This is a genomic window from Bacillus sp. REN3 (genome assembly GCF_017912555.1).
Classification (GTDB): domain Bacteria; phylum Bacillota; class Bacilli; order Bacillales; family Cytobacillaceae; genus Mesobacillus.
This window is the reverse complement of sequence record NZ_JAERSD010000027.1, coordinates 12,180-39,112: the sequence shown is the minus strand read 5'-3', so window position 1 is coordinate 39,112 and position 26,933 is coordinate 12,180. Positions and strand designations below refer to the sequence as shown.

Below are 26,933 nucleotides of genomic sequence, written 5' to 3'. Positions count from 1 at the left end.
CGCAGGACAAGTTGAAAGCCCGGATAACGGGTTTTTTCATTGTTTAAGAATTAAAAAATTCCAGGTGTGAATTCTTAATCCAGCTCCACCGCCTGGCCCCTTGGCCGTAAGCCGCCCCGCTGTGGTGGCTCGGGAACTGCCTCCTCGCGGTTCATCCTATGCCTGTCAGGGCTGAACAAGGCGATTGCGCTTTTTGTTTTTTCTTTTGGAAAACGGTTCATTCGGTGTCTGGCAAGAGCATTTCGCCGGTGATGCGTCCATGCATTTTTAAATAGGGAGGGACGGACGAATAGTCCTTTATTATGGAGAAAAACTGGTATGTAGTCCATACTTATTCAGGCTATGAAAACAAGGTCAAGACGAACCTTGAAAAGCGTGTCGAGACAATGGGCATGCAGGACAAGATCTTCCGCGTGATCGTGCCTGAAGACGAGGAAACAGATTACAAGAATGGCAAGAAAAAAGTGGTCAAGCGTAAGACATTCCCTGGCTATGTCCTTGTTGAACTGGTCATGACGGATGATTCCTGGTATGTTGTGCGCAACACACCTGGCGTGACTGGATTTGTCGGTTCGGCAGGATCCGGATCCAAGCCAACGCCTTTATTGCCTGAGGAAGTGGCATTCATCTTGAAGCGTATGGGCGTCGAAGAGAAGAAAGTCGATGTCAACTTCGAGCTGGGAGAGAAGGTCCAGGTGAGCGAAGGGCCATTCACGAACTTCACCGGCACGATTGAAGAAATCGATAAGGACAAAGCGAAGCTCAAAGTGCTTGTCAACATGTTCGGCCGCGACACTCCGGTTGAGCTTGAATTTTCACAGATTCAAAAATTATAATCTGAAATAACTTGAAATGAACGCTGAAAAGTGATAATATTTCATAGGTCAGTATGTCTTTGACGATTGACAGCTATATGTCAAGCTCTTTATTTTCATATAAAGACTTTTGTTATGAGTGGGAGGGGAAGTCCCCTATTACCACATCACGGACTTTAAGGAGGTGTGTCTCGTGGCTAAAAAAGTAATTAAGATGGTTAAGTTGCAAATCCCTGCTGGCAAAGCCAACCCGGCACCACCAGTTGGACCTGCACTAGGTCAAGCCGGTGTTAATATCATGGGATTCTGTAAGGAGTTTAACGCTCGCACAGCTGATCAAGCTGGATTAATCATTCCTGTTGAAATTACGGTTTTCGAAGACCGTTCATTTACATTTATTACGAAAACTCCTCCTGCTGCAGTTCTTTTGAAAGTAGCAGCTGGAATCCAGTCTGGTTCTGGTGAACCAAACCGTAATAAAGTAGCAACAGTTAAGCGTGATAAAGTTCGCGAGATTGCTGAACAGAAAATGCCTGACCTGAACGCGGCTAGCGTTGAAGCAGCTATGCGCATGGTTGAAGGTACTGCACGCAGCATGGGTATCAACATCGAAGACTAATTTCTGCCTGCAGGGGATTGATGGGTTGCGAAGCTGAATGGATTCACTCGCAACCTTTTATCTGTCCGATATGGTGCCGGCAGCGGCGCCATTGTTTTTTTGTTGTCTAGCTGCGGCGCCTAACCCCTCGGGACGATTCGGTCCAGCCCAAAGAGCCAAAAAGCGGCTTTTGGGCTGGACCACCGAAGGACATGATGTCCAAGTGACGACGTTGCCGCACGATGTGGCGGCCCTAGTCGTCTTAGCGCCTGGCAGGGCTGATCAGGTGCCTCCGCTTTTCGACGTGGGAGGTTATTCCGCTAAAACCACAATATTAGGAGGAAAACAAAATGGCTAAAAAAGGCAAAAAGTATCTAGAGGCTGCTAAGCTTGTGGACCGCTCTCAAGCATACACAATCGAAGAAGCAGTCGAGCTTGCTAAAAAGACAAGCACGGTAAAATTCGACGCGACTGTTGAAGCTGCTTTCCGCCTGGGCGTCGACCCTAAGAAAGCTGACCAGCAAATCCGCGGAGCAGTTGTGCTTCCAAACGGAACTGGTAAAACTCAGCGTGTCCTTGTATTCGCTAAAAGCGAAAAGATGAAAGAAGCAGAAGCTGCAGGCGCAGACTATGTTGGCGATGCAGAATACATCAACAAAATCCAGCAAGGCTGGTTCGAGTTCGATGTCATCGTTGCTACTCCTGACATGATGGGCGAAGTTGGTAAGCTTGGACGCGTATTGGGTCCTAAAGGCTTGATGCCAAACCCTAAGACAGGAACGGTTACTTTCGACGTAACGAAAGCTGTCAACGAAATCAAAGCAGGTAAAGTTGAGTACCGCGTCGATAAGGCCGGCAACATCCACGTGCCTATCGGAAAAGTTTCTTTCGAAGACCAGAAGCTAGTTGAGAACTTCAACACAGTCTTCGAAACAATGATGAAGGTTAAGCCTGCTGCAGCAAAAGGAACATACATGAAGAACGTTACGATCTCTACTACAATGGGACCTGGCGTTAAAATTGATCCTGCGACTGTAAAATAATAGTATTTGACAGCATGTGAAGCATTGGTTATAATGTTTCTTGTTGTAAAATAAATAAACATTTGTACCGCAGACAGCAGGGGCTTAGGCTTAATCATCCTGCCGAGGTCATACGATAGAGCAACAGCATTGCTATTGTATACTCCCTCCGTGTCTGCCTTGATGCGGAGGTTTTTCATTGTTCGGTATGAATGCAGAAATCTACAGGAGGTGTAAAGATGAGCAAAATCATTGAAGTGAAAAAGCAAATCGTTGAAGAAATTGCTGGCAAACTGAAGGAAAGCAAATCAACAATCGTTGTTGACTACCGCGGACTTTCTGTTGGGGAAGTCACTGAACTTCGTAAGCAGCTTCGCGAAGCTGGCGTTGAATTCAAAGTTTACAAGAACTCTATGGCGCGCCGTGCTGCTGAGGCTGTAGAACTAGCGGAACTTAACGATTCTCTGACTGGCCCGAACGCCATCGCGTTCAGCACTGAAGATGTAGTAGCACCTGCGAAAATCCTTAGTGAATTTGCCAAGAACCATGATGCTCTTGAAATCAAGGTGGGTGTCGTTGAAGGAAACGTTGTTTCAGTAGAAGAAATCAAGGCTCTTGCTGACCTGCCTTCTCGCGAAGGACTTCTTTCTATGCTACTCAGCGTGCTTCAAGCCCCAATGCGCAATCTTGCTCTTGCTGCAAAAGCTGTGGCAGACCAGAAGGAAGAACAAGGCGCGTAAGTTGATTTTTATGGTTTAAAATAAAGGGTCTGTTTTTACGATCTGTTGGTGGAAGCGAATGCTGAGGCGGAAATCATCAAGTTTGACAGAACCGGACAAAAAAATATCCAAATTAGGAGGAAAAAGAAATGACTAAAGAACAAATCATTGAAGCAGTTAAAAACATGACTGTTTTAGAACTGAACGATCTAGTAAAAGCAATCGAAGAAGAGTTTGGCGTAACTGCTGCTGCTCCAGTAGCAATGATGGGCGGAGCTGCTGCAGGCGGAGCTGTTGAAGAGAAGACTGAATTTGACGTAGTTCTTACTGGCGCAGGAGACCAGAAAATCAAAGTTATCAAGGTTGTTCGCGAAATCACTGGCCTGGGCCTTAAAGAAGCGAAAGAACTTGTTGACAACACTCCAAAGCCAGTTAAAGAAGGCGCTTCTAAAGAGGAAGCTGAAGAAATCAAAGCTAAGCTTGAAGAAGTTGGAGCTAACGTCGAAGTTAAGTAATGAACCTGAAAAGCTCGCTGCTACAGCGGGCTTTTTTTAACTGAACCGGAAATATGGAGCCTGGCTCTGGATCCGGCCCTTCGATAATGGGCAGGATCCGGATGCCAACGGCACCATCAGTCAATCCTTCCGTCCCCCTTTTCAGGATGCCTTGCGTTTTCCTTGTTGAATCATTTATAATACCGCATGCAGCCATGCATTCCACAATCGTATGCTTCGAACATTCCCCATGGAGGTGAGAATCTTGTCTGAACATTATTACTCCCGAAAACCAAGCGCCGAAAGCAATCCAGTGAAATGGCAAAGTGAATTGAAAGGAAGCAGCTTCCGCTTCAAAACAGATAGCGGCGTCTTTTCAAAAAAGGAAGTCGATTTCGGCTCCCGGCTGCTGATTGATACGTTTGAGGCCAATGACCCTGCGGGATTGTTCCTTGATGTCGGCTGCGGTTACGGACCGATCGGGCTATCGCTGGCGAAAGCATATCCGTCTTCGGTTGTCCACATGGTGGATGTAAATGAGAGGGCGATCATGCTCGCGAAGGAAAATGCGGCGGAAAACAAGATCGATAATGTGAAAATCTATGAAAGCGACCGGCTTACAGGAGTGGAAGAAACACAATTCCGTGCAATCGTGACAAACCCTCCGATCCGTGCCGGGAAAAAGGTCGTGCATGATATTTTTGAACAAAGCCTTCAGCATCTGGCTCCCGACGGTGAGCTATGGGTCGTCATCCAGAAGAAGCAGGGGGCGCCTTCTGCCATGGATAAAATGAAAGAGCTTTTCGGCCAGGTTGAGACCGTGGCAAAAAAGAAAGGATACTTCATTCTTAAATCTGTTAAAAGTTGACGTGACAAAACCGCTATGTTAATATTATAAAATGCCAATATATTAGTTTCCCTTGCTATGCGAATTTCAGTGAAAATTGTATAAAGGTGGTCGCATTGGGGAAAACTAACAAAATAATTGTTCGTTGAAGGAAATGTGGTTTTTAAGAGAAAACCCTTTTTCTTTTTGTCTTATGAAATGAAGGTTACTTCATGAACAAGGCAGGATAGATGAATAATAACGCTTGATTTGAGGGGTGAATCAGTTGACAGGTCAACTAGTTCAGTATGGACGACACCGCCAACGTAGAAGTTATGCTCGCATCAGTGAAGTTTTGGAATTGCCGAATTTGATTGAAATTCAAACCTCTTCCTATCAATGGTTTCTTGATGAGGGTCTCAGGGAAATGTTCCAGGACATTTCACCGATTGAGGACTTTACTGGCAACTTATCGCTCGAGTTTATTGATTACAGCCTTGGTGAACCGAAATATCCAGTAGAAGAATCAAAAGAAAGAGATGTTACTTATTCCGCTCCGTTGCGAGTGAAGGTCCGCCTTGTGAATAAGGAAACAGGAGAAGTGAAGGACCAGGATGTCTTCATGGGCGATTTCCCGTTGATGACAGAAACCGGGACTTTTATCATAAATGGTGCCGAAAGGGTAATCGTTTCCCAGCTTGTCCGTTCACCAAGTGTGTACTACAGTGGAAAGATTGACAAGAATGGAAAAAAAGGATTCACAGCTACCGTCATTCCGAACCGCGGTGCATGGCTCGAATATGAAACAGATGCCAAAGATGTTGTATATGTAAGGATCGATCGTACGAGGAAACTCCCTGTTACGGTTCTTTTGCGTGCACTAGGGTTCGGTTCTGATCAAGAAATCATCGATCTGATCGGCGATAACGAATATATCCGCAACACCCTTGAAAAAGACAACACCGAAAGCACAGAAAAAGCGCTGCTTGAAATCTATGAGCGCCTCCGTCCTGGCGAACCGCCAACAGTTGAAAACGCAAAGAGCCTCCTGGTTTCAAGATTCTTTGATCCAAAGCGCTATGACCTTGCGAATGTAGGACGTTATAAGATTAATAAAAAGCTCCATATCAAAAACCGCTTATTCGGGCACAAGCTTGCAGAATCATTAGCTGATCCGGAAACTGGTGAAATCATCGCTGAAAAGGGTGCTACATTGGATCGCCGCACTTTGGATAAGATCCTGCCAGCCCTTGAGAAAAATGTAGGTTTCAAGAACCACAGCCCATTAGGAGGCGTTGTCGAAGAGGATATCACTCTGCAGACAATCAAGATCTACGCTCCGAACAATGAAGGGGAAAAAGAAATCAATGTGATCGGCAATGCGTATGTCCCTGAAGGGATCAAGAACATCACGCCTTCAGATATCATCGCCTCCATCAGCTATTTCTTCAATTTGCTTCATGGTGTAGGGAATACGGATGATATCGACCATTTAGGAAACAGACGCCTTCGTTCTGTCGGCGAGCTGCTTCAAAACCAATTCAGGATTGGTTTGTCGAGGATGGAGCGTGTTGTCCGCGAGAGAATGTCCATCCAGGACACAAATACGATCACACCGCAGCAACTGATCAATATCCGCCCGGTTATCGCGTCCATCAAAGAATTCTTTGGGAGCTCGCAGCTTTCACAGTTCATGGACCAGACAAACCCGCTGGCCGAACTTACTCATAAAAGACGTCTATCTGCCCTTGGGCCTGGTGGCCTTACGCGTGAACGCGCCGGCTTTGAAGTCCGTGACGTACACTACTCCCACTATGGCCGTATGTGTCCGATCGAGACGCCGGAAGGTCCAAACATTGGTCTGATCAACTCACTATCCAGTTTTGCGAAGGTGAACAGATTTGGTTTCATCGAGACACCGTATCGCCGTGTCGATCCTGAAACTGGCAGAGTGACAGCCCAGTTCGATTACTTGACTGCTGATGAAGAGGATAACTATGTAGTTGCACAGGCGAACGCCCGCCTTGCAGAAGATGGTTCTTTCGCCGATGAAGAAGTTATTGCCCGTTTCCGCGGCGAGAACACCGTCGTCATGCGTGAACGCGTCGACTACATGGACGTTTCCCCTAAGCAGGTCGTATCCGCTGCGACTGCATGCATCCCGTTCCTGGAAAATGACGACTCCAACCGTGCCCTTATGGGTGCGAACATGCAGCGCCAGGCTGTTCCGTTGATGCAGCCTGAGGCACCGATAGTAGGAACAGGGATGGAGCACGTATCCGCGAAGGATTCAGGAGCTGCTATTATCTGTAAGCATGAAGGGGTCGTTGAGCATGTCGAAGCCCGTGAAGTATGGGTGCGGCGCATCAAGGAAGTTGAGGGACAGGAAGTACAGGGCGATCTCGATAAGTACCGCCTGCTTAAGTTCATCCGCTCCAACCAGGGAACTTGCTACAACCAGCGCCCAATCGTGAATGTCGGCGACCGTGTAGTCAAAGGAGAAATCCTTGCTGACGGCCCGTCCATGGAAAAAGGTGAACTGGCACTTGGAAGGAACGTCCTTGTCGGATTCATGACATGGAATGGCTATAACTACGAGGATGCCATCATCATGAGCGAACGACTTGTCAAAGACGATGTCTATACATCGATCCATATAGAAGAGTATGAATCAGAGTCCCGCGATACGAAGCTGGGACCTGAAGAAATCACACGCGATATTCCTAATGTCGGGGAAGACGCTTTAAGGAACCTTGACGAACGCGGAATCATCCGTATCGGAGCCGAAGTGAAAGATGGCGACCTTCTTGTCGGCAAGGTGACACCTAAAGGTGTTACGGAGCTTACAGCTGAAGAACGTCTTCTCCATGCAATCTTCGGTGAAAAGGCGAGGGAAGTCCGTGATACATCCCTGCGTGTTCCACATGGTGGCGGCGGAATCATCCTGGATGTGAAAGTGTTCAACCGCGAAGATGGCGATGAGCTTCCTCCAGGCGTGAACCAGCTTGTCCGTGTTTACATCGTCCAGAAACGGAAGATTTCCGAAGGGGACAAGATGGCAGGACGCCACGGAAACAAAGGGGTTATCTCCAAGATCCTTCCAGAAGAAGATATGCCTTATCTTCCGGATGGTACACCAGTCGATGTCATGCTCAACCCACTAGGGGTACCGTCACGTATGAATATCGGACAGGTGCTTGAACTCCACCTTGGAATGGCTGCCCGCTATCTTGGGATCCACGTTGCTTCGCCGGTATTCGACGGAGCCACTGAGGAAGATGTATGGGAAACGATCGAGGAAGCAGGCATGGCCCGCGATGCGAAGACCGTCCTTTACGATGGACGCACAGGTGAACCGTTCGATAACCGTGTATCAGTTGGTGTCATGTACATGATCAAGCTTGCCCACATGGTAGACGACAAGCTCCATGCCCGTTCAACAGGACCTTACTCACTTGTTACGCAGCAGCCACTTGGCGGTAAAGCCCAGTTTGGCGGACAGCGTTTCGGGGAGATGGAGGTTTGGGCCCTCGAAGCTTACGGTGCAGCATACACATTGCAGGAAATCCTGACTGTCAAATCCGATGATGTTGTTGGACGTGTTAAAACATACGAAGCAATTGTAAAAGGCGAAAACGTGCCTGAGCCAGGCGTACCTGAATCATTCAAGGTATTGATGAAGGAACTCCAGAGCCTTGGAATGGATGTCAAAATCCTGTCAGGTGACGAAAAAGAAATCGAAATGCGCGACTTTGATGAAGATGAGGAGCTGCAGCATGCAGAAACCCTGACAATTGCTCCTGAATCAGAAGAAAGTGATGCTGAAAAAGTATTGAAAGAATAGGACCATCCAAAGGCACACGTGTACAAAACAGCTGAATAACAGTATTGTCCACGTGTGTTCCTCTTTGGATTGCTAAAAGGGTAAAACCCTAGATTAAAAGGGAGGTAGGCCCCTTGCTAGATGTTAATAATTTTGAGTACATGAAAATTGGCCTCGCGTCACCGGACAAGATCCGTTCATGGTCTTTCGGTGAAGTAAAGAAGCCTGAAACGATCAACTACCGCACGTTAAAACCCGAAAAAGACGGTTTGTTCTGTGAGCGTATTTTCGGACCTACAAAGGACTGGGAATGCCATTGCGGAAAGTACAAGAGGGTACGCTATAAAGGCGTTGTCTGTGACCGATGCGGTGTTGAAGTAACACGCGCCAAAGTCCGCCGTGAAAGAATGGGACACATCGAGCTTGCTGCTCCTGTATCCCATATCTGGTATTTCAAAGGAATTCCAAGCCGCATGGGACTTGTCCTTGACATGTCGCCGCGCGCTCTTGAAGAAGTTATTTACTTTGCTTCCTACGTCGTAACGGAAACAGGCGACACAGCATTGGAAAAGAAACAGCTTCTTTCCGAGAAGGAATACCGTGCTTACCGAGAAAAATACGGCAATAAATTCCAGGCAGCAATGGGAGCGGAAGCGATTAAAAAACTTCTGTCAGACATTGACCTTGATAAAGAAGCCGACATGCTGAAAGAAGAGCTGAGAACCGCTCAGGGACAGCGCCGCACACGCGCAATCAAGCGCCTTGAAGTGGTGGAGGCTTTCCGTGGATCGGGAAACGAACCATCCTGGATGATCCTTGATGTGCTTCCTGTCATCCCGCCTGAGCTCCGGCCAATGGTACAGCTTGACGGCGGACGCTTTGCGACTTCCGACCTGAATGATCTGTACCGCCGTGTCATCAACCGGAACAACCGCTTGAAGCGCCTTCTCGATCTTGGTGCGCCAAGCATCATCGTCCAGAATGAAAAGCGCATGCTCCAGGAAGCTGTCGATGCTTTGATCGACAACGGCCGGCGCGGACGCCCGGTTACAGGGCCAGGAAACCGTCCGTTGAAATCCCTCTCACATATGCTGAAAGGAAAGCAGGGACGTTTCCGTCAAAACTTGCTTGGAAAACGTGTTGACTATTCCGGCCGTTCCGTTATCGTCGTCGGACCTAACCTGAAAATGTACCAATGCGGACTGCCGAAAGAAATGGCTCTTGAGCTATTCAAACCATTCGTGATGAAAGAGCTTGTCCAAAAAGGACTGGCGCATAACATCAAGTCTGCAAAGCGCAAGATCGAGCGTGTACAGCCGGAAGTTTGGGATGTGCTTGAAGAGGTCATCAAGGAGCACCCTGTGCTGTTGAACCGCGCCCCGACTCTTCACCGTCTGGGAATCCAGGCGTTTGAGCCGACGCTAGTGGAAGGCCGTGCCATCCGCCTTCACCCGCTCGTATGTACAGCATACAATGCCGACTTTGACGGCGACCAGATGGCCGTTCACGTACCGTTGTCAGCAGAAGCACAGGCAGAAGCGCGCCTGCTGATGCTAGCGGCACAGAACATCCTTAACCCTAAAGACGGCAAACCAGTCGTTACACCATCCCAGGATATGGTTTTGGGTAACTACTACCTGACTCTTGAGAGGGAAGGCGCTGTCGGCGAAGGGATGGCATTCAAGGATGCAGACGAAGCATTGATTGCGTATCAAAATGGTTATGTACACCTTCATACACGGATTGCTATTGCAGCGTCATCGCTCGGCAACCAGACGTTCACTGAAGAGCAAAATCGCCAGCTATTGATCACGACAGTCGGGAAGCTGATTTTCAATGAAATCCTTCCGGCTTCATTCCCATATATCAATGAGCCTACCAGAGGGAACCTTGAGGAGAAGACGCCTGAAAAGTACTTTATTGATAAAGGGCAGAATGTCAAGGAAGTCATCAAATCGATGCCGCTGGTAGACCCGTTCAAGAAGAAAATTCTTGGAAACATCATCGCGGAAGTCTTCAAGCGATTCAAGATTACTGAGACATCAAAAATGCTTGACCGGATGAAGGACCTCGGTTTCAAGTACTCCACCAAGGCTGGGATCACAGTCGGGGTGGCCGATATCGTCGTGCTGAAAGAAAAGCAGGAGATCATCCATGAAGCACAAACAAAGGTCGATAATGTCCTTAAACAGTTCAGGCGAGGCTTGATTACCGAAGATGAGCGTTATGACCGAGTCATTTCCATCTGGAGTGCGGCAAAGGATACCATCCAGGCGAAATTGATGAAATCTCTCGAAGCAACGAACCCAATCTTCATGATGAGTGATTCCGGAGCCCGTGGTAATGCTTCCAACTTCACCCAGCTTGCTGGTATGCGCGGCCTGATGGCCAACCCGGCAGGACGGATTATCGAATTGCCGATCATCTCAAGTTTCCGTGAAGGCTTAACCGTTTTGGAATACTTTATTTCCACCCACGGAGCGCGTAAAGGTCTTGCCGATACAGCGCTTAAGACAGCCGACTCAGGCTACCTGACACGCCGTCTTGTTGATGTGGCGCAGGATGTCATCGTACGCGAAGATGATTGCGGAACGGACAGAGGCTTGCTGATCAGTTCTTTGAAAGATGGCACAGAAGTCATCGAACCACTAGAAGAGCGTCTGATCGGCCGCCATGCGAGAAAAGCAATCAAGCATCCTGACACGAAGGAAGTCATCGTCCCGGAAAACGGCTTGATCACAGAAGACCTTGCAGCTGAAGTAGTCGGCACAGGCATTGAAGAAGTGTGGATCCGTTCTGCATTCACATGTAATACCCGCCATGGCGTATGTAAGAAGTGCTATGGACGCAACCTTGCAACCGGGCAGGAAGTGGAAGTTGGCGAAGCAGTCGGAATCATTGCTGCTCAGTCGATCGGGGAACCAGGTACACAGCTGACAATGCGTACCTTCCATACCGGGGGTGTTGCAGGGGACGATATCACACAGGGTCTCCCGCGTATCCAGGAGTTGTTCGAAGCGCGTAACCCTAAAGGTCAGGCTGTCATCTCCGAATTGGAAGGTGTCGTTGTTGGCATCAATGAAGGAAAAGACCGCCAGCAGGAAATTGTCGTCCAGGGAGAAATCGAAAGCCGTACCTACACCGCTCCTTACACAGCCCGCCTAAAGGTAGCTGTCAACGACAAAGTTGAACGCGGACAAGAGCTCACAGAAGGTTCAATCGATCCTAAAGAGCTGTTGAAAGTAAAAGACGTCCAATCCGTACAGGAATACCTGCTGAAGGAAGTTCAAAAGGTATACCGTATGCAGGGCGTTGAAATCGGTGATAAGCACGTTGAGGTAATGGTTCGCCAGATGATGCGCAAAATCCGTGTCATTGACGCTGGTGAAACAGATGTCTTGCCAGGAACACTGCTTGAAATCCACCAGTTCACGGATGCCAACCGCAAGGCGCTTCTTGAAGGCAAAATGCCTGCGACAGGACGTCCGGTACTGCTCGGTATCACGAAAGCGTCACTTGAGACAGATTCATTCCTGTCAGCCGCTTCCTTCCAGGAAACAACGAGAGTTCTTACCGACGCTGCCATCAAAGGCAAGCGTGATGAACTTCTCGGCTTGAAGGAGAACGTCATCATCGGTAAGCTTGTACCAGCAGGAACAGGCATGCAGCGTTACAGAAGAGCTGAGCCGATCCTTATGGAAGAAGAGACCGAAGATACCATCACTGTAGAGTAAAGAGCAAATCGCGCGGCGCTTTCTGATTCAATAGAAGGCGCTGCGTTTTTTAAGAAAAACCTTCTTCTCAAATAGTAAATGGTTTTAACATATAGCCGTTTTACTAGAAAAAAGAGCGGTTTCCTATCAAGTAAAACCCAGCCGGAAAACAAGCTGTCCAATTGTATTTTTTATGAAAATATTTTTTATTGCTGTTGACATCGACTGATTGAAATGTTACTATTTCAAAGGTGCTCCTATTTACCTGTTGCTTTGGAGGATTTTCATGTCTTATGAAAAAGTATCGCAGGCTAAAAAGATAATAATAGGATCGAAGCAGGCAGTGAAAGCCCTGAAATCTGGCGAAGCAGCTGAGCTGGTGATCGCGAAGGATGCCGAAGCGAAAGTGACGGCGGAATTACTGCGGGTAGCCAGGGATACGAACACGCCAATTACGTATGTTGACTCAATGAGGAAATTGGGGAAAGCATGCGGCATTTCGGTAGGGGCAGCAGCTGTAGCGATTACCAAGTAAAAACTGTTTTTGCAGGGTTGCCTGCAAGAACTTTGTTTTTTGTAAAAAAATGAACCACCTGGATGTGTGGGCTTACAAAAAGTGAAGGGAGGAAAAATCATGCCTACAATTAACCAATTAGTGCGCAAGCCGCGTAGCTCAAAAGAGGAGACTTCAAAATCTCCAGCGCTTAACAAAGGTTACAACAGCTTCAAAAAAGCTCAAACAAACGTGACATCTCCACAAAAACGTGGTGTATGTACTCGTGTCGGTACAATGACTCCGAAGAAACCAAACTCTGCGTTGCGTAAATACGCTCGTGTACGTTTGACTAACGGAATCGAGGTAACTGCCTATATCCCTGGTATCGGACACAACCTTCAGGAGCACAGCGTTGTTCTGATCCGTGGAGGACGTGTGAAAGACTTACCGGGTGTACGTTACCATATCGTTCGTGGTGCTCTTGATACTGCTGGTGTTAACAACCGTATGCAGGGCCGTTCAAAGTACGGAACCAAGAAACCGAAAGCTGCTAAAAAATAATCTCAATTTAATGACCCTTTCTGAAAGGAGGAAAAAACATGCCACGTAAAGGTCCAGTTGCAAAAAGGGACGTATTGCCGGATCCGATTTACAACTCAAAGCTGATTACTCGTCTGATCAACAAAATGATGATCGACGGCAAGAGAGGTAAAGCCCAAAAGATCCTTTATTCTGCTTTTGATATCATTCGTGAGCGTTCAGGCAAGGAGCCGATGGAAGTATTCGATCAAGCTCTTAAGAACATCATGCCTGTTCTAGAAGTAAAAGCCCGCCGTGTAGGTGGAGCTAACTACCAAGTACCAGTTGAGGTGCGTGCGGACCGCCGTACAACTCTTGGTCTTCGCTGGTTGGTTAACTACTCAAGGCTTCGTGGGGAAAAGACAATGGAAGAGCGTCTTGCCAATGAAATCCTTGACGCTGCAAACAACACTGGCGCTTCTGTCAAGAAGCGTGAAGATACGCACAAGATGGCGGAAGCGAACAAAGCATTCGCTCACTACCGCTGGTAATCTTACTTTATATCTAAAAACACTCATACTAGGAAGGAGAAAGACCAAATGGCAAGAGAGTTCTCCTTAGAAAACACTCGTAACATTGGAATCATGGCTCATATTGATGCTGGTAAAACAACAACAACTGAGCGTGTTCTATATTATACAGGCCGTATCCACAAACTCGGCGAAACCCACGAGGGTGCTTCCCAGATGGACTGGATGGAGCAGGAGCAGGAACGTGGGATCACGATCACTTCTGCTGCGACAACAGCCCAATGGAAAGGCCACCGTGTCAACATCATCGATACTCCAGGGCACGTAGACTTCACTGTTGAAGTAGAACGTTCCCTTCGTGTATTGGATGGAGCAGTAGCCGTACTTGACGCCCAATCAGGCGTTGAGCCGCAAACCGAAACAGTATGGCGCCAGGCAACGACTTACGGTGTTCCTCGTGTCGTATTCGTAAACAAAATGGATAAGCTTGGTGCTGATTTCCTATATTCTGTAGGCACACTGCATGATCGCCTCCAGGCGAATGCTCATCCGATCCAGCTTCCGATCGGTGCTGAAGATCAATTCTCAGGCATCATCGATCTGGTTGAAATGAAAGCCGTATTCTATGGAAACGACCTTGGTACTGATATCGAGGTTGGCGAAATTCCTGAAGAATACAAAGCGCAAGCGGATGAGTACCGTGAAAAACTCATTGAAGCAGTTGCAGAGCTTGATGAAGAGATTATGGAAAAATACCTTGGCGGAGAAGAAGTGACAGTTGAAGAACTTAAGGCTGCCATCCGTAAAGGTACTACAAACGTTGAGTTCTACCCAGTGATCTGTGGCTCAGCGTTCAAAAACAAAGGTGTCCAGCTGATGCTTGATGCTGTCATCGACTACCTTCCGTCACCATTGGATGTGCCTTCAATCCAAGGACACATTCCGGAAACAGAAGAAGCTGTTGAGCGTCATTCAGATGACAGCGAGCCTTTCTCTGCACTTGCGTTCAAAGTCATGACAGACCCTTATGTAGGTAAGCTTACATTCTTCCGCGTTTACTCTGGTACTCTCCAGTCTGGTTCTTATGTAAAGAACTCGACAAAAGGAAAGCGTGAACGGATCGGACGGATTCTTCAGATGCACGCGAACCACCGCCAGGAAATTGAGACAGTTTACGCCGGTGACATTGCTGCAGCTGTTGGTTTGAAAGATACCACAACAGGTGACACGCTATGTGATGAGAAAGACCTTGTAATCCTGGAATCCATGCAGTTCCCTGAGCCTGTCATCCAGCTTTCAGTTGAGCCTAAGTCAAAAGCTGACCAGGATAAGATGACTACTGCGCTGCAAAAGCTCCAGGAAGAAGACCCTACATTCCGCGCGCACACTGACCAGGAAACTGGACAGGTAATCATCGCGGGAATGGGTGAACTTCACCTTGATATCCTCGTTGACCGTATGCGTCGCGAATTTAAAGTGGAAGCAAACGTTGGTGCGCCTCAGGTTGCATACCGCGAGACTTTCCGCGAAACAGCCCAGGTTGAGGGTAAATTCGCCCGACAATCCGGTGGACGCGGTCAATACGGACACGTTTGGATCGAATTCTCTCCAAACGAAGAAGGAAAAGGATTCGAATTCGAGAACGCAATCGTCGGTGGTGTTGTTCCTCGTGAATACATCCCAGCGGTACAAGCTGGTCTTTCAGATGCGCTTGAGCGTGGTGTCCTTGCTGGATACCCATTGGTTGACATCAAGGCAAAACTATTTGATGGTTCTTACCACGATGTTGACTCATCAGAAATGGCGTTTAAGATTGCCGCTTCCCTTGCGCTTAAGAACGCTGCTTCCAAGTGTAAACCAGTCATCCTTGAGCCTGTCATGAAGGTGGAGGTTGTCATTCCTGAAGAATACCTTGGAGACATCATGGGTATGATCACAGCCCGCCGCGGCCGTGTTGAAGGTATGGACGCTCGCGGGAACGCACAAGTAGTCCGCGCGATGGTTCCACTTTCAGAAATGTTCGGTTATGCGACTTCCCTTCGTTCAAGCACACAAGGACGCGGTGTATTCTCAATGCACTTCGACCACTATGAAGAAGTTCCTAAATCCGTTTCTGAAGAAATCATCAAAAAAAATAGTGGTGAATAATTGATTTTCAGAATTCAATCAAGTATAACTACTAGTGTAAGCAAGCCGCTGTGGAGTAGGGAGACCTATTTCACAGCACCTTAAATATACTTAATTTTTACAAATCAAAGGAGGATTTTCCTAATGGCAAAAGCTAAATTCGATCGTTCCAAGCCACACGTTAACATTGGTACAATTGGTCACGTTGACCATGGTAAAACAACTCTAACTGCAGCGATCACAACTGTTCTTTCGAAGAAGGGCGGCGGTGAAGCACGTGGTTACGACCAAATTGACGCTGCTCCAGAAGAGCGTGAGCGCGGAATCACAATCTCTACTTCACACGTTGAGTACGAAACTGATAACCGTCACTATGCGCACGTTGACTGCCCAGGACACGCTGACTATGTTAAGAACATGATCACAGGTGCTGCTCAAATGGACGGCGGTATCCTTGTAGTATCTGCTGCTGACGGCCCAATGCCACAAACTCGTGAGCATATCCTTCTTTCCCGTCAGGTAGGCGTACCTTACCTTGTTGTATTCATGAACAAGTGCGATATGGTTGATGACGAAGAACTTCTTGAACTAGTAGAAATGGAAGTACGTGACCTTCTTTCTGAATACGACTTCCCTGGTGATGACATCCCAGTCATCAAAGGTTCTGCTCTTAAAGCTCTTGAAGGCGATGCACAATGGGAAGAAAAAATCATCGAGCTTATGGATGCCGTTGATGAGTACATCCCAAATCCTGAGCGTGAAACTGACAAGCCATTCATGATGCCTGTTGAGGACGTTTTCTCAATCACTGGCCGTGGAACAGTTGCTACTGGCCGTGTTGAGCGCGGACAAGTTAAAGTCGGTGACGTTGTAGAAATCATCGGTTTGGTTGAAGAGCCAAAATCTACTACAGTAACTGGAGTAGAAATGTTCCGTAAGCTTCTTGACTATGCAGAAGCTGGAGACAACATCGGTGCCCTTCTTCGTGGTATCTCCCGTGAAGATGTACAGCGCGGACAAGTACTTGCTAAGCCAGGTTCTGTTAAGCCACACACAAAATTCAAAGCTGAAGTATACGTTCTTTCAAAAGAAGAAGGTGGACGTCACACTCCATTCTTCTCTAACTACCGTCCTCAGTTCTACTTCCGTACAACTGATGTAACTGGTATCGTAACTCTTCCAGAAGGCGTAGAAATGGTTATGCCTGGCGACAACATCGAAATGACTGTTGAGCTAATCGCTCCAATCGCGATCGAAGAAGGAACTAAGTTCTCTATTCGTGAAGGCGGACGTACAGTAGGCGCAGGCGTAGTTGCGTCTATCCAAGCGTAATATTTATAAAAAAATATAATGCCAGGTGACGATCTGGCAGAAAGCAGCTGGGTGACGATCCAGCTGCTTTTTTATGTGGTCCGGAAGAGGCATTGGAACTTCCGGGAATTTTGGGAAATGAAACAATGTAACAAGGCTTTCTTCAAGCAGTATAGACAAACCAACAAATCGGGCCAGGGAGGAATGTCTCTCTCCCATCATCTTAAATCCGCTGCTCGGCGGGTTTCTTTGTTGTTTAGGGTATGACAAAATTCTTTAGGTGTGGATAGATAACTAAATGGAGTATTCACTATATCAGGCTACAGCCCCTGGCGCCAACTACACGCTTCGGTCCCGCCAAGGAATCAAAGAAACGACTTCGACTGCCGGTCTTTCAAAGTGAATGGATGGCAGAGTGCGCAGTTGCCGCAGAATGCTTTGCCGGCCAGCACTTGTCGGGTTGAACGAGGAGTTGTTTTTTTTGTTATTAAAAAAGCAACCCTGAAAACCAGTTATTTTAGGGACGGATTCGAAAGAAGGAGACAAAAGCCAAAACTTTAGGAGATTCATAGGCCAGGCAGGGAGATCGAGGAGATTAAAAACAGCTTTTATTTGTCCATTGTGCCTACAAAAACAACGTCAGACACTGAAACTCTGCTACCCTGGTGTCTTCTTCTCTGGCGAACAATATTTCATTGCCGAATGTTTCCCAATCATAGAACTGTCAGCCAACTGTCATTATGATGGACGCAACTCTGGTAAACAATCCTCGGTGTCCGCTGGAATCCTTATCGTTTGTAAAGCGCAAGGTTGCTCGCTTATCCAGTTTGTCGGCAAACAGTCTGTTGTTCCAGATGAAGTCCGCTGCTGATAAGGGACACGTGGAAAAAGAATGGTTGCTCTTACAGGTAAAACAAGCCTGTGGGAACAGAAATGAAAAATCGTTGCCGTGTTTCTTCTATATATATAGAAGAGATCGATGAAGGGAATTTTTTTGAATGAGAAATTTTAGAAATTATTCTCTCATCTTGTCATTTCCCACTTCCCCCGCTATAATAGAAAAAGTGTATTGAACATAATGAAATAACGGAAATAATATTGCGTTTGAATTATGTTTTATGTATAATAGACAATGTTGGTCTTTGACTGCGATGATGCGGAAGGTTGCTGACACACCCGGCCGCTTTGCCATGGCGAGTGTGTGGGAAATTTTCGCGGAGAATGTCTATTTGAAAATAGGCGAAAAGGAGGGAAAGTAATGGCAAAACAAAAAATTCGTATCCGTTTAAAAGCTTATGATCACAGAATCCTTGATCAATCTGCAGAGAAAATCGTTGAAACAGCTAAGCGTTCTGGTGCTGCGGTGTCTGGTCCGATTCCGCTGCCAACAGAAAAATCTGTTTACACAGTTCTTCGTGCGGTGCACAAGTACAAAGATTCTCGTGAGCAGTTCGAGATGCGTACACATAAGCGTCTGATTGACATCGTCAATCCGACACCGCAAACGGTCGATTCACTTATGCGTTTAGACCTGCCATCAGGTGTAGATATCGAAATCAAACTTTAACAAATAATCATTCAAACATACAGGAGGTGTGACTGAAATGACCAAAGGAATCTTAGGAAGAAAGATCGGTATGACTCAAGTATTTGCTGAAAACGGCGACCTTATCCCGGTTACTGTTGTCGAAGCTGCTCCAAACGTAGTGCTTCAAGTGAAATCTGTTGAGACAGATGGTTACGAGGCAGTACAGCTTGGCTTTGAAGACAAGCGCGAAAAGCTTTCCAACAAACCAGAAAAAGGCCACGTTGCAAAAGCAAACACTGCTCCTAAGCGCTTCGTGAAAGAATTCGACGGAGTAGACTTAGCGGGCTATGAAGTTGGTCAGGAAGTCAAAGTTGATATTTTCGCGGAAGGCGATATTGTAGATGTTACAGGAATTTCAAAGGGTAAAGGTTTCCAAGGTGCGATCAAGCGCCACGGACAATCCCGCGGACCAATGGCTCACGGTTCTCGTTACCACCGCCGCCCTGGTTCAATGGGTCCTGTTGCTCCGAACCGCGTATTCAAAGGCAAAGAATTGCCAGGACGTATGGGTGGGGAACAGATTACTGTCCAAAACCTGCAAATCGTTAAAGTTGACACAGAACGCAACCTTCTTTTGATCAAAGGGAACGTTCCTGGTGCGAGAAAAGCCCTTTTAAAAATCAAAGGTGCTGTAAAAGCTAAGTAATTTTTACGGGAAAGGAGGAAATTAGAATGCCGAAAGTAGCATTATTCAACCAAGCTGGTTCAGAAGTTGGAGAAATCGAACTTAACGAGTCAGTGTTTGGTATCGAGCCTAACAACCACGTAATGTTCGAAGCTGTGATCATGCAAAGGGCTTCATTACGTCAGGGCACTCACAAAACAAAAATTCGTTCTGAAGTAGCGGGCGGTGGACGTAAGCCATGGCGCCAAAAAGGTACTGGACGTGCTCGCCAGGGATCCATCCGTTCCCCACAATGGCGCGGAGGCGGTACTGTTTTCGGACCAGTTCCACGCAGCTACAGCTATAAATTGCCTAAAAAAGTCCGTCGTTTAGCGATCAAATCTGCTCTATCTTCAAAAGTACAAGCGGAAAACATCCTGGTTCTTGAAAGCCTTGCTTTCGAAGCGCCAAAGACAAAGGAATTCACAAATGTACTTAAAGGCCTTTCAGTGAACACGAAAGCTCTTGTTGTAACAGCAGGTCTTGACGAAAACGTCGCACTTTCCGCACGTAACATTCCTGGCGTGACTGTTATCACTGCTGATGGAATCAACGTATTGGATGTTTTAAATCATGATAAGCTGATCATGACAAAAGCAGCTGTTGAAAAAGTAGAGGAGGTGCTTGCATAATGGATGCACGCGATATCATTAAGCGCCCCGTTATTACAGAACGTTCTTCCGACCTTATGGGCGAGAAGAAATACACTTTCGAAGTTGATACAAGAGCGAACAAAACACAAGTGAAAGACGCGATCGAATCAATTTTCGATGTGAAAGTCGAAAAAGTGAACATCATGAACTACAAAGGTAAGTTCAAGCGCATGGGCAAGTTCGGCGGTTACACAAACAAGCGTCGCAAAGCAATCGTGAAACTTACTGAAGACAGCAAAGAAATCGAATTTTTCGAAGTATAATAACCTAAGTAGAAGAGGAGGGAAATGAAATGGCGATTAAAAAGTACAAACCTACCTCCAATGGCCGTCGTAATATGACAGCATCTGATTTTGCTGAAATCACAACGAACAAGCCGGAGAAATCCTTGCTTGCTCCGTTGCATAAAAAAGGCGGTCGTAACAACCAAGGTAAGTTGACTGTTCGTCATCAAGGTGGCGGCCACAAGCGTCAGTACAGAGTCATCGACTTCAAACGCACGAAAGATGGCATTCCAGGACGCGTTGCCACAATTGAGTATGATCCAAACCGTTCAGCTAATATTGCATTAATTAACTATGTAGATGGTGAAAAGAGATATATCCTGGCTCCTAAAAACCTGAAAGTAGGTATGGAAGTCATGTCCGGCCCAACAGCTGACATCAAAGTAGGAAACGCTCTTCCGCTAGTTAACATCCCAGTTGGTACAGTCGTACACAACATCGAATTGAAGCCTGGCAAAGGCGGGCAATTGGTTCGTTCCGCTGGAACATCCGCACAGGTTCTTGGTAAAGAAGGAAAATACGTGTTGGTTCGCTTGAACTCAGGCGAAGTGCGCATGATCCTTGCTGAGTGCCGCGCGACAGTCGGCCAAGTTGGCAACGAACAACACGAATTGATCACAATCGGTAAAGCAGGCCGCTCTCGCTGGTTAGGCAAACGCCCAACTGTTCGCGGATCTGTCATGAACCCTAACGATCACCCACACGGCGGTGGTGAAGGGCGCGCGCCAATCGGACGCAAATCACCTATGTCCCCATGGGGTAAACCAACTCTTGGAGCGAAGACTCGCAAGAAGACAAACAAATCCGACAAGTTTATTGTACGTCGTCGTAAAAAATAACGGGATTGGACTACGGTTCGAGGGAACCGTAGGGCAATCACGAAGGGAGGTTCAATCATGGGTCGCAGCTTAAAAAAAGGACCTTTTGTTGATGAGCATTTAATCACAAAGATCGAAAAGTTAAACGAAACGGAAGCGAAGAAAGTTATTAAAACTTGGTCACGCCGTTCTACGATCTTCCCACAATTCATCGGACACACAATTGCTGTCTACGATGGTCGCAAACATGTACCTGTTTATGTCACTGAAGACATGGTAGGCCACAAGCTTGGAGAGTTCGCTCCAACTCGTTCTTACAGAGGACATGGCAATGACGATAAGAAAACAAGACGTTAATGAGAGGAGGGCATCCAAATGCAAGCTAAAGCTGTTGCAAGAACAGTTCGAATTGCTCCTCGTAAAGCTCGCTTAGTTCTAGATTTAATTCGAGGAAAGCAAGTTGGTGAAGCGGTGGCGATCCTTAACCTTACTCCTAAGGCAGCTTCCCCAATCGTTGAAAAAGTGTTGAAATCTGCATTGGCTAACGCAGAACACAACTATGAAATGGATGTTAATAACCTTGTCGTATCCGAAGCGTATGCAAACGAGGGACCAACGTTGAAACGTTTCCGTCCGCGTGCTATGGGCCGTGCAAGTGCAATTAACAAACGTACTAGCCATATTACAATCGTTTTATCAGAAAAGAAGGAGGGATAATCAGTGGGTCAAAAAGTAAATCCAGTCGGTTTGCGTGTCGGAATCATCCGTGATTGGGAATCCAAATGGTACGCAGGCAAAGACTACGCTGATCTTTTACACGAAGACCTGAAGGTTCGTGAGTACATCTCAAAGCGTTTACGCGATGCTTCTCTTTCTAAAGTAGAGATCGAACGTGCTGCTAACCGCCTAAACGTAACTATCCATACTGCCAAGCCAGGAATGGTCATCGGCAAAGGTGGTTCTGAAGTCGAAGCTCTTCGTAAAGCGCTGAACCAGCTTACTGGGAAACGTGTTCATATAAACATTCTTGAAATTAAAAAAGCTGATATCGATGCAAAATTGGTCGCTGAAAATATCGCACGCCAATTGGAAAACCGTGTTTCTTTCCGTCGTGCTCAAAAGCAAGTTATCCAACGTGCTATGCGTGCAGGCGCTAAAGGTATCAAAACAATGGTATCAGGCCGTCTTGGCGGTGCAGATATCGCCCGTTCAGAACATTACAGCGAAGGAACAGTTCCACTTCATACTCTTCGTGCCGATATCGATTACGCTACTGCTGAAGCAGATACAACTTACGGAAAACTTGGCGTAAAAGTATGGATTTATCGTGGAGAGGTCCTTCCTGCAAAGAAGAAATCCGAGGAAGGAGGCAAATAATATGTTATTGCCTAAACGCGTTAAATATCGTCGTGAACACCGCGGAAAGATGCGCGGACGTGCAAAAGGCGGCGCAGAAGTCACATTTGGTGAATATGGCCTTCAAGCTACTGAAGCTTCTTGGATCACGAACCGCCAGATTGAAGCAGCTCGTATTGCAATGACTCGTTACATGAAGCGTGGCGGAAAAGTCTGGATCAAGATTTTCCCTCACAAACCATACACTGCTAAGCCTCTAGAAGTGCGGATGGGTTCCGGTAAAGGTTCACCTGAAGGCTGGGTTGCAGTTGTGAAACCAGGCAAAATCATGTTCGAAGTCGCTGGCGTTTCCGAAGAAACCGCACGCGAAGCATTGCGCCTAGCTGCACACAAACTTCCTGTAAAGTGCAAGTTTGTTAAACGAGAAGAAATTGGTGGTGAATCTAATGAAAGCTAATGAAATTCGTGACCTTACCACTGCTGAAATTGAACAAAAAGTTAAATCCTTGAAAGAAGAGCTTTTCAACCTGCGCTTTCAATTAGCGACTGGACAACTTGAAAACACAGCTCGCATTCGTGAAGTACGCAAAGCGATTGCTCGCATGAAAACTGTCATTCGTGAAAGAGAAATCGGCGTTAACAGATAATTGAGAGGAGGTTCTCACAATGAGTGAACGCAACCAACGCAAAGTTTATACTGGACGCGTAGTATCCGACAAGATGGACAAAACTGTCACGGTTCTTGTTGAAACATACAAAAAGCATCCGCTATACGGCAAGCGTGTTAAGTACTCTAAAAAGTTCAAGGCTCATGATGAGCAGAATGAAGCTAAGATTGGCGACGTAGTACGTATCATGGAAACTCGTCCGCAATCTGCTACAAAACGTTTCCGCCTTGTAGAAGTGGTGGAAAAAGCTGTTATTATCTAATTGTTCGGATTAAGGTTTATTCCGAAGGGAGGTTACTCGCATGATCCAACAGGAATCACGTTTAAAAGTTGCTGACAATTCAGGTGCTCGTGAAGTTCTGGCTATCAAAGTCCTTGGCGGTTCCGGCCGTAAGACTGCAAATATCGGAGACGTAATCGTCTGCACAGTGAAACAAGCAACACCAGGTGGCGTTGTTAAAAAAGGTGATGTTGTTAAAGCGGTTATCGTTCGTTCAAAAACAGGTATGCGCCGTACTGACGGTTCTTATATCCGCTTTGACGAGAATGCTTGTGTTATCATCCGTGACGATAAGAGCCCTCGCGGAACTCGTATCTTCGGACCAGTTGCACGTGAGCTTCGTGAAAACAACTTCATGAAAATCGTTTCATTAGCTCCAGAAGTACTATAATCATTTCAAATGCCTTTAAGGAGGTGCACACAGATGCATGTAAAAAAAGGTGACAAAGTAATGGTCATCTCTGGTAAGGACAAAGGCAAATCAGGGATCATCCTTGAAGCTTACCCGAAGCAAAGCCGTGTCCTTGTTGAAGGAATCAATATCGTGAAAAAACACGCTAAGCCTTCACAAGTGAATCCACAAGGTGGAATCCTGAACCAGGAAGCACCTATCCATGTATCAAACGTCATGCCTATCGATCCTAAATCCGGCGAACCAACCCGAGTTGGTTACACTGTCGAAAACGGCAAGAAGGTACGCGTTGCTAAAAAATCCGGTGAAGTTCTAGATAAATAGTCTATTGAAGAAGGGAGGTACAATCGATGAACCGCCTAAAAGAAAAGTTCAACAAAGAAATTACTCCTGCTCTTATGAGCAAATTCAATTATAAATCAGTCATGGAAGTACCTAAGCTTGAAAAAATCGTAGTGAACATGGGTGTGGGTGACGCTGTTGCCAACGCAAAAGCCCTTGATACTGCTGTTGAGGAATTAGCTACAATCACAGGCCAAAAGCCAGTTGTGACTCGCGCGAAAAAATCAATCGCTGGTTTCCGCCTTCGTGAAGGCATGCCAATCGGTGCAAAGGTTACACTTCGCGGAGAGCGCATGTACCAATTCATAGACAAGCTTATTTCAGTGTCATTGCCACGTGTACGTGACTTCCGCGGAGTTTCCAAGAAATCTTTCGACGGACGCGGAAACTACACACTTGGTGTAAGAGAACAACTGATCTTCCCTGAGATTGATTACGATAAAGTCAATAAAGTCCGCGGCATGGACATTGTTATCGTTACGACTGCTAATACTGATGAAGAAGCTCGTGAACTATTAACACAATTCGGAATGCCATTTCAAAAGTAATCTCTAATAAGAGGGAGGCGAAAACGTGGCTAAGAAATCAATGATTGCGAAACAAAAACGCGCGCCTAAATACAAAGTACAAGAGTACACTCGCTGTGAGCGTTGTGGCCGTCCGCACTCTGTATACCGCAAATTTAAGCTTTGCCGTATTTGTTTCCGTGAATTAGCATACAAAGGACAAATTCCTGGTGTGAAAAAAGCTAGCTGGTAAAACTGAAAGCTCTGGAAGGAGGTAAATTAAATGGTCATGACAGATCCGATTGCAGATTTGCTTACTCGTATTCGCAATGCGAATATGGTACGTCACGAAAAATTAGAAGTACCTGCTTCTAACATTAAAAGAGAAATCGCTGAGATCCTTAAGCGTGAAGGTTTCGTACGTGACGTTGAATATATCGAAGACAACAAACAGGGTATCATCCGTATCTTCTTGAAATACGGTGCAAATAACGAGCGTGTTATTACTGGTCTTAAAAGAATCAGCAAGCCAGGACTTCGCGTCTACGCAAAATCAAATGAAGTGCCAAAGGTACTTAACGGTTTAGGTATTGCCCTAGTTTCAACTTCTAACGGCGTGTTGACTGACAAAGAAGCTCGCGCAAAGCAAGTGGGCGGAGAAGTTTTAGCATACGTCTGGTAATAGACTTTCTGAATGAATGGAGGTGCAACAAATGTCTCGTATTGGTAAAAAACCAATTGAAATCCCAGCTGGCGTGACTGTTACACTTGATAACAACCACGCGACGGTAAAGGGACCTAAAGGTGAATTGTCCCGTACTTTTCACTCTGATATCGAAATCAAGATTGAGGACAACGTGATCAACATTTCCCGTCCTTCTGACCAGAAGGAGCATCGTGCGCTTCACGGTACGACTCGCGCTGTTCTTTCAAACATGGTTGAAGGTGTTTCCAAAGGATTTGAAAAGAGCCTTGAGTTAGTAGGTGTCGGTTACCGTGCATCCAAACAAGGCAAAAAGCTTGTCCTGAACGTTGGATACTCTCATCCAGTTGAAATCGAGGCGGAAGAAGGCCTTGAAATCGAAGTTCCTGCAAATACAAAGGTTATCATCAAAGGAACTGATAAGGAACGTGTTGGCGCACTGGCTGCTAACATCCGTGACGTACGTCCGCCAGAGCCATACAAGGGCAAAGGTATTCGTTATGAAGGCGAATATGTACGCCGCAAAGAAGGTAAAACTGGCAAGTAAGGCCGCATAGGTTAACGAAAGGAGTGACGTAAATGATTACGAAGGCTGATAAAAACGCTACTCGCCGTAAGCGACACGCTCGTGTCCGTGCGAAACTTAGCGGGACTGAAGCTCGTCCTCGCCTGAATGTGTTCCGTTCCAACAAGCACATTTATGCTCAATTGATCGACGATGTGAAGGGAGTAACTTTAGCAAGTGCTTCCACTTTAGATAAAGAAGTCAGTGCTGAAGGCAACAACCTTGAAGCAGCAAAGAAGATCGGTGAACTTATCGCAAAGCGCGCTGTTGAGAAAGGCTACAAATCTGTAGTATTCGACCGCGGCGGATACCTCTATCATGGCCGCATCCAGGCACTTGCCGATGCTGCTCGTGAAAATGGCTTGGAATTTTAATAGTAAAAGGAGGGACACAAAAAGATGCGTCGTATTGATCCAAACAAACTTGAACTTGAAGAACGCGTAGTTACGGTTAACCGTGTTGCGAAAGTTGTCAAAGGTGGACGCCGTTTCCGTTTTTCTGCTCTTGTCGTAGTAGGAGATAAAAACGGTTATGTCGGTTTTGGTACGGGTAAAGCCCAGGAAGTACCAGAAGCGATTCGCAAAGCTATCGAAGATGCGAAGAAAAACCTAATCGAGGTGCCAATGGTTGGGACTACTATTCCACACCAGGTAATCGGACATTTTGGTGCTGGTGAAATCCTTCTGAAGCCTGCTCTTGAAGGTACAGGAGTTATCGCTGGTGGCCCAGTCCGTGCGGTCCTGGAGTTAGCTGGTATTGGTGATATCCTTTCCAAATCATTGGGAACAAACACACCAATCAACGTAATCCGCGCGACTCTCGATGGATTGAAACAGCTTAAACGTGCTGAAGAAGTAGCAAAGCTTCGCGGTAAATCTGTGGAAGAACTGTTAGGATAAGGAGGGAAATCAAATGGCTAGCAAATTGGAAATTACCCTCAAACGCAGCTTGATCGGCCGTCCGCAAGATCAGCGTGAAACAGTCAAGGCCCTAGGTCTGCGCAAAGTTAACCAAACAGTTGAGAAGCAGGATAATGCAGCAATCCGCGGCATGATCAACAAAGTTTCTCATCTTGTGACAGTAACTGAAAAATAAATGATT

33 protein-coding genes and 1 other annotated feature are annotated in these 26,933 nt (G+C 46.5%); all 33 genes read left to right on the top strand.

The features are described 5' to 3' along the window. Window positions 1–302: 302 nt before the first annotated feature. The 33 genes from nusG to rpmD all read left to right on the top strand — a co-directional run bounded on the left by nusG (window position 303) and on the right by rpmD (window position 26,927). A complete protein-coding gene (gene nusG, locus JJQ88_RS18460; RefSeq protein ID WP_210367511.1) occupies window positions 303–836 on the top strand; it encodes a transcription termination/antitermination protein NusG in 534 nt (177 codons plus the stop codon). Between the two features lie 172 nt (window positions 837–1,008). Continuing rightward, a complete protein-coding gene (gene rplK / locus JJQ88_RS18455) occupies window positions 1,009–1,434 on the top strand; it encodes a 50S ribosomal protein L11 (RefSeq protein ID WP_144481271.1) in 426 nt (141 codons plus the stop codon). 329 nt (window positions 1,435–1,763) lie between these two features. Then, a complete protein-coding gene (gene rplA / locus JJQ88_RS18450; RefSeq protein ID WP_210367510.1) occupies window positions 1,764–2,456 on the top strand; it encodes a 50S ribosomal protein L1 in 693 nt (230 codons plus the stop codon). Window positions 2,457–2,505: 49 nt separating this feature from the next. Then, window positions 2,506–2,642, top strand: a sequence feature (ribosomal protein L10 leader region). A 32-nt stretch (window positions 2,643–2,674) separates the two neighbouring features. Then, on the top strand, window positions 2,675–3,175 hold the full coding sequence (gene rplJ / locus JJQ88_RS18445; protein ID WP_210367509.1) for a 50S ribosomal protein L10: 501 nt from the start codon (window positions 2,675–2,677) through the stop codon (window positions 3,173–3,175). Window positions 3,176–3,303: 128 nt separating this feature from the next. Beyond that, window positions 3,304–3,669: a 50S ribosomal protein L7/L12 gene (gene rplL, locus JJQ88_RS18440; RefSeq protein WP_210367508.1), complete on the top strand. Its 366-nt coding sequence runs from the start codon at window positions 3,304–3,306 to the stop codon at window positions 3,667–3,669. Window positions 3,670–3,913: 244 nt separating this feature from the next. After that, a complete protein-coding gene (locus JJQ88_RS18435) occupies window positions 3,914–4,516 on the top strand; it encodes a class I SAM-dependent methyltransferase (protein ID WP_210367507.1) in 603 nt (200 codons plus the stop codon). Window positions 4,517–4,760: 244 nt separating this feature from the next. Next, window positions 4,761–8,318: a DNA-directed RNA polymerase subunit beta gene (gene rpoB / locus JJQ88_RS18430; protein WP_210367506.1), complete on the top strand. Its 3,558-nt coding sequence runs from the start codon at window positions 4,761–4,763 to the stop codon at window positions 8,316–8,318. A gap of 113 nt (window positions 8,319–8,431) precedes the next feature. After that, window positions 8,432–12,031, top strand: a complete 3,600-nt coding sequence (rpoC, locus tag JJQ88_RS18425; protein ID WP_210367505.1) for a DNA-directed RNA polymerase subunit beta' — start codon at window positions 8,432–8,434, stop codon at window positions 12,029–12,031. A 265-nt stretch (window positions 12,032–12,296) separates the two neighbouring features. Next, entirely contained in the window at window positions 12,297–12,545 is a 249-nt protein-coding gene (locus tag JJQ88_RS18420; RefSeq protein WP_210367504.1) for a 50S ribosomal protein L7ae-like protein, read from the top strand. A gap of 99 nt (window positions 12,546–12,644) precedes the next feature. Continuing rightward, the gene (gene rpsL, locus JJQ88_RS18415) at window positions 12,645–13,067 is read left to right on the top strand and encodes a 30S ribosomal protein S12 (RefSeq protein WP_210367503.1); all 423 of its coding nucleotides are present in this window, start codon (window positions 12,645–12,647) and stop codon (window positions 13,065–13,067) included. 38 nt (window positions 13,068–13,105) lie between these two features. Next, window positions 13,106–13,576, top strand: a complete 471-nt coding sequence (gene rpsG, locus JJQ88_RS18410) for a 30S ribosomal protein S7 (protein ID WP_210367502.1) — start codon at window positions 13,106–13,108, stop codon at window positions 13,574–13,576. A gap of 48 nt (window positions 13,577–13,624) precedes the next feature. Continuing rightward, window positions 13,625–15,703, top strand: a complete 2,079-nt coding sequence (gene fusA / locus JJQ88_RS18405) for an elongation factor G (RefSeq protein WP_210367501.1) — start codon at window positions 13,625–13,627, stop codon at window positions 15,701–15,703. A 123-nt stretch (window positions 15,704–15,826) separates the two neighbouring features. Next, window positions 15,827–17,014, top strand: coding sequence for an elongation factor Tu (gene tuf / locus JJQ88_RS18400; RefSeq protein WP_210367500.1), 1,188 nt, complete (start codon window positions 15,827–15,829; stop codon window positions 17,012–17,014). A 1,237-nt stretch (window positions 17,015–18,251) separates the two neighbouring features. Beyond that, window positions 18,252–18,560 carry a 30S ribosomal protein S10 gene (rpsJ, locus tag JJQ88_RS18395; protein WP_210367499.1) on the top strand — a complete coding sequence of 103 codons (309 nt, stop codon included), beginning with the start codon at window positions 18,252–18,254 and terminating at the stop codon, window positions 18,558–18,560. A 37-nt stretch (window positions 18,561–18,597) separates the two neighbouring features. Beyond that, window positions 18,598–19,227, top strand: a complete 630-nt coding sequence (gene rplC / locus JJQ88_RS18390) for a 50S ribosomal protein L3 (RefSeq protein WP_210367531.1) — start codon at window positions 18,598–18,600, stop codon at window positions 19,225–19,227. A gap of 26 nt (window positions 19,228–19,253) precedes the next feature. Further along, a complete protein-coding gene (rplD, locus tag JJQ88_RS18385) occupies window positions 19,254–19,877 on the top strand; it encodes a 50S ribosomal protein L4 (RefSeq protein ID WP_210367498.1) in 624 nt (207 codons plus the stop codon). Then, window positions 19,874–20,161: a 50S ribosomal protein L23 gene (gene rplW / locus JJQ88_RS18380; RefSeq protein ID WP_210367530.1), complete on the top strand. Its 288-nt coding sequence runs from the start codon at window positions 19,874–19,876 to the stop codon at window positions 20,159–20,161. The genes rplD and rplW overlap by 4 nt, the downstream gene beginning before the upstream one ends. A gap of 29 nt (window positions 20,162–20,190) precedes the next feature. After that, complete coding sequence (rplB, locus tag JJQ88_RS18375; RefSeq protein ID WP_210367497.1) at window positions 20,191–21,021, top strand: 50S ribosomal protein L2; 831 nt, start codon at window positions 20,191–20,193, stop codon at window positions 21,019–21,021. Window positions 21,022–21,078: 57 nt separating this feature from the next. After that, complete coding sequence (rpsS, locus tag JJQ88_RS18370; protein ID WP_210367496.1) at window positions 21,079–21,357, top strand: 30S ribosomal protein S19; 279 nt, start codon at window positions 21,079–21,081, stop codon at window positions 21,355–21,357. An 18-nt stretch (window positions 21,358–21,375) separates the two neighbouring features. Beyond that, window positions 21,376–21,717: a 50S ribosomal protein L22 gene (rplV, locus tag JJQ88_RS18365; RefSeq protein ID WP_079504264.1), complete on the top strand. Its 342-nt coding sequence runs from the start codon at window positions 21,376–21,378 to the stop codon at window positions 21,715–21,717. A gap of 3 nt (window positions 21,718–21,720) precedes the next feature. Further along, entirely contained in the window at window positions 21,721–22,377 is a 657-nt protein-coding gene (gene rpsC / locus JJQ88_RS18360) for a 30S ribosomal protein S3 (RefSeq protein ID WP_210367495.1), read from the top strand. Window position 22,378: 1 nt separating this feature from the next. Continuing rightward, window positions 22,379–22,813 carry a 50S ribosomal protein L16 gene (rplP, locus tag JJQ88_RS18355; protein ID WP_210367494.1) on the top strand — a complete coding sequence of 145 codons (435 nt, stop codon included), beginning with the start codon at window positions 22,379–22,381 and terminating at the stop codon, window positions 22,811–22,813. After that, window positions 22,803–23,003 carry a 50S ribosomal protein L29 gene (rpmC, locus tag JJQ88_RS18350; RefSeq protein ID WP_079504261.1) on the top strand — a complete coding sequence of 67 codons (201 nt, stop codon included), beginning with the start codon at window positions 22,803–22,805 and terminating at the stop codon, window positions 23,001–23,003. Before rplP ends, rpmC begins: the two co-directional genes overlap by 11 nt. 19 nt (window positions 23,004–23,022) lie before the next feature. Continuing rightward, window positions 23,023–23,286 carry a 30S ribosomal protein S17 gene (gene rpsQ, locus JJQ88_RS18345; protein ID WP_210367493.1) on the top strand — a complete coding sequence of 88 codons (264 nt, stop codon included), beginning with the start codon at window positions 23,023–23,025 and terminating at the stop codon, window positions 23,284–23,286. A gap of 40 nt (window positions 23,287–23,326) precedes the next feature. Then, window positions 23,327–23,695 carry a 50S ribosomal protein L14 gene (rplN, locus tag JJQ88_RS18340; protein ID WP_210367492.1) on the top strand — a complete coding sequence of 123 codons (369 nt, stop codon included), beginning with the start codon at window positions 23,327–23,329 and terminating at the stop codon, window positions 23,693–23,695. Between the two features lie 33 nt (window positions 23,696–23,728). Continuing rightward, window positions 23,729–24,040 (top strand): 50S ribosomal protein L24, encoded by a 312-nt coding sequence (gene rplX / locus JJQ88_RS18335; RefSeq protein WP_210367491.1) that lies wholly within the window; start codon window positions 23,729–23,731, stop codon window positions 24,038–24,040. Window positions 24,041–24,066: 26 nt separating this feature from the next. Further along, entirely contained in the window at window positions 24,067–24,606 is a 540-nt protein-coding gene (gene rplE, locus JJQ88_RS18330) for a 50S ribosomal protein L5 (protein ID WP_210367490.1), read from the top strand. 25 nt (window positions 24,607–24,631) lie between these two features. Further along, on the top strand, window positions 24,632–24,817 hold the full coding sequence (locus JJQ88_RS18325; protein WP_071355930.1) for a type Z 30S ribosomal protein S14: 186 nt from the start codon (window positions 24,632–24,634) through the stop codon (window positions 24,815–24,817). A gap of 30 nt (window positions 24,818–24,847) precedes the next feature. Further along, window positions 24,848–25,246 (top strand): 30S ribosomal protein S8, encoded by a 399-nt coding sequence (rpsH, locus tag JJQ88_RS18320; protein WP_210367489.1) that lies wholly within the window; start codon window positions 24,848–24,850, stop codon window positions 25,244–25,246. Window positions 25,247–25,277: 31 nt separating this feature from the next. Further along, window positions 25,278–25,814 carry a 50S ribosomal protein L6 gene (gene rplF, locus JJQ88_RS18315; RefSeq protein ID WP_210367488.1) on the top strand — a complete coding sequence of 179 codons (537 nt, stop codon included), beginning with the start codon at window positions 25,278–25,280 and terminating at the stop codon, window positions 25,812–25,814. 32 nt (window positions 25,815–25,846) lie between these two features. Beyond that, window positions 25,847–26,206 (top strand): 50S ribosomal protein L18, encoded by a 360-nt coding sequence (rplR, locus tag JJQ88_RS18310; RefSeq protein ID WP_210367487.1) that lies wholly within the window; start codon window positions 25,847–25,849, stop codon window positions 26,204–26,206. Window positions 26,207–26,230: 24 nt separating this feature from the next. Further along, entirely contained in the window at window positions 26,231–26,731 is a 501-nt protein-coding gene (rpsE, locus tag JJQ88_RS18305; RefSeq protein WP_210367486.1) for a 30S ribosomal protein S5, read from the top strand. A gap of 13 nt (window positions 26,732–26,744) precedes the next feature. Beyond that, complete coding sequence (gene rpmD, locus JJQ88_RS18300; RefSeq protein WP_210367485.1) at window positions 26,745–26,927, top strand: 50S ribosomal protein L30; 183 nt, start codon at window positions 26,745–26,747, stop codon at window positions 26,925–26,927. Window positions 26,928–26,933 lie beyond the last annotated feature (6 nt).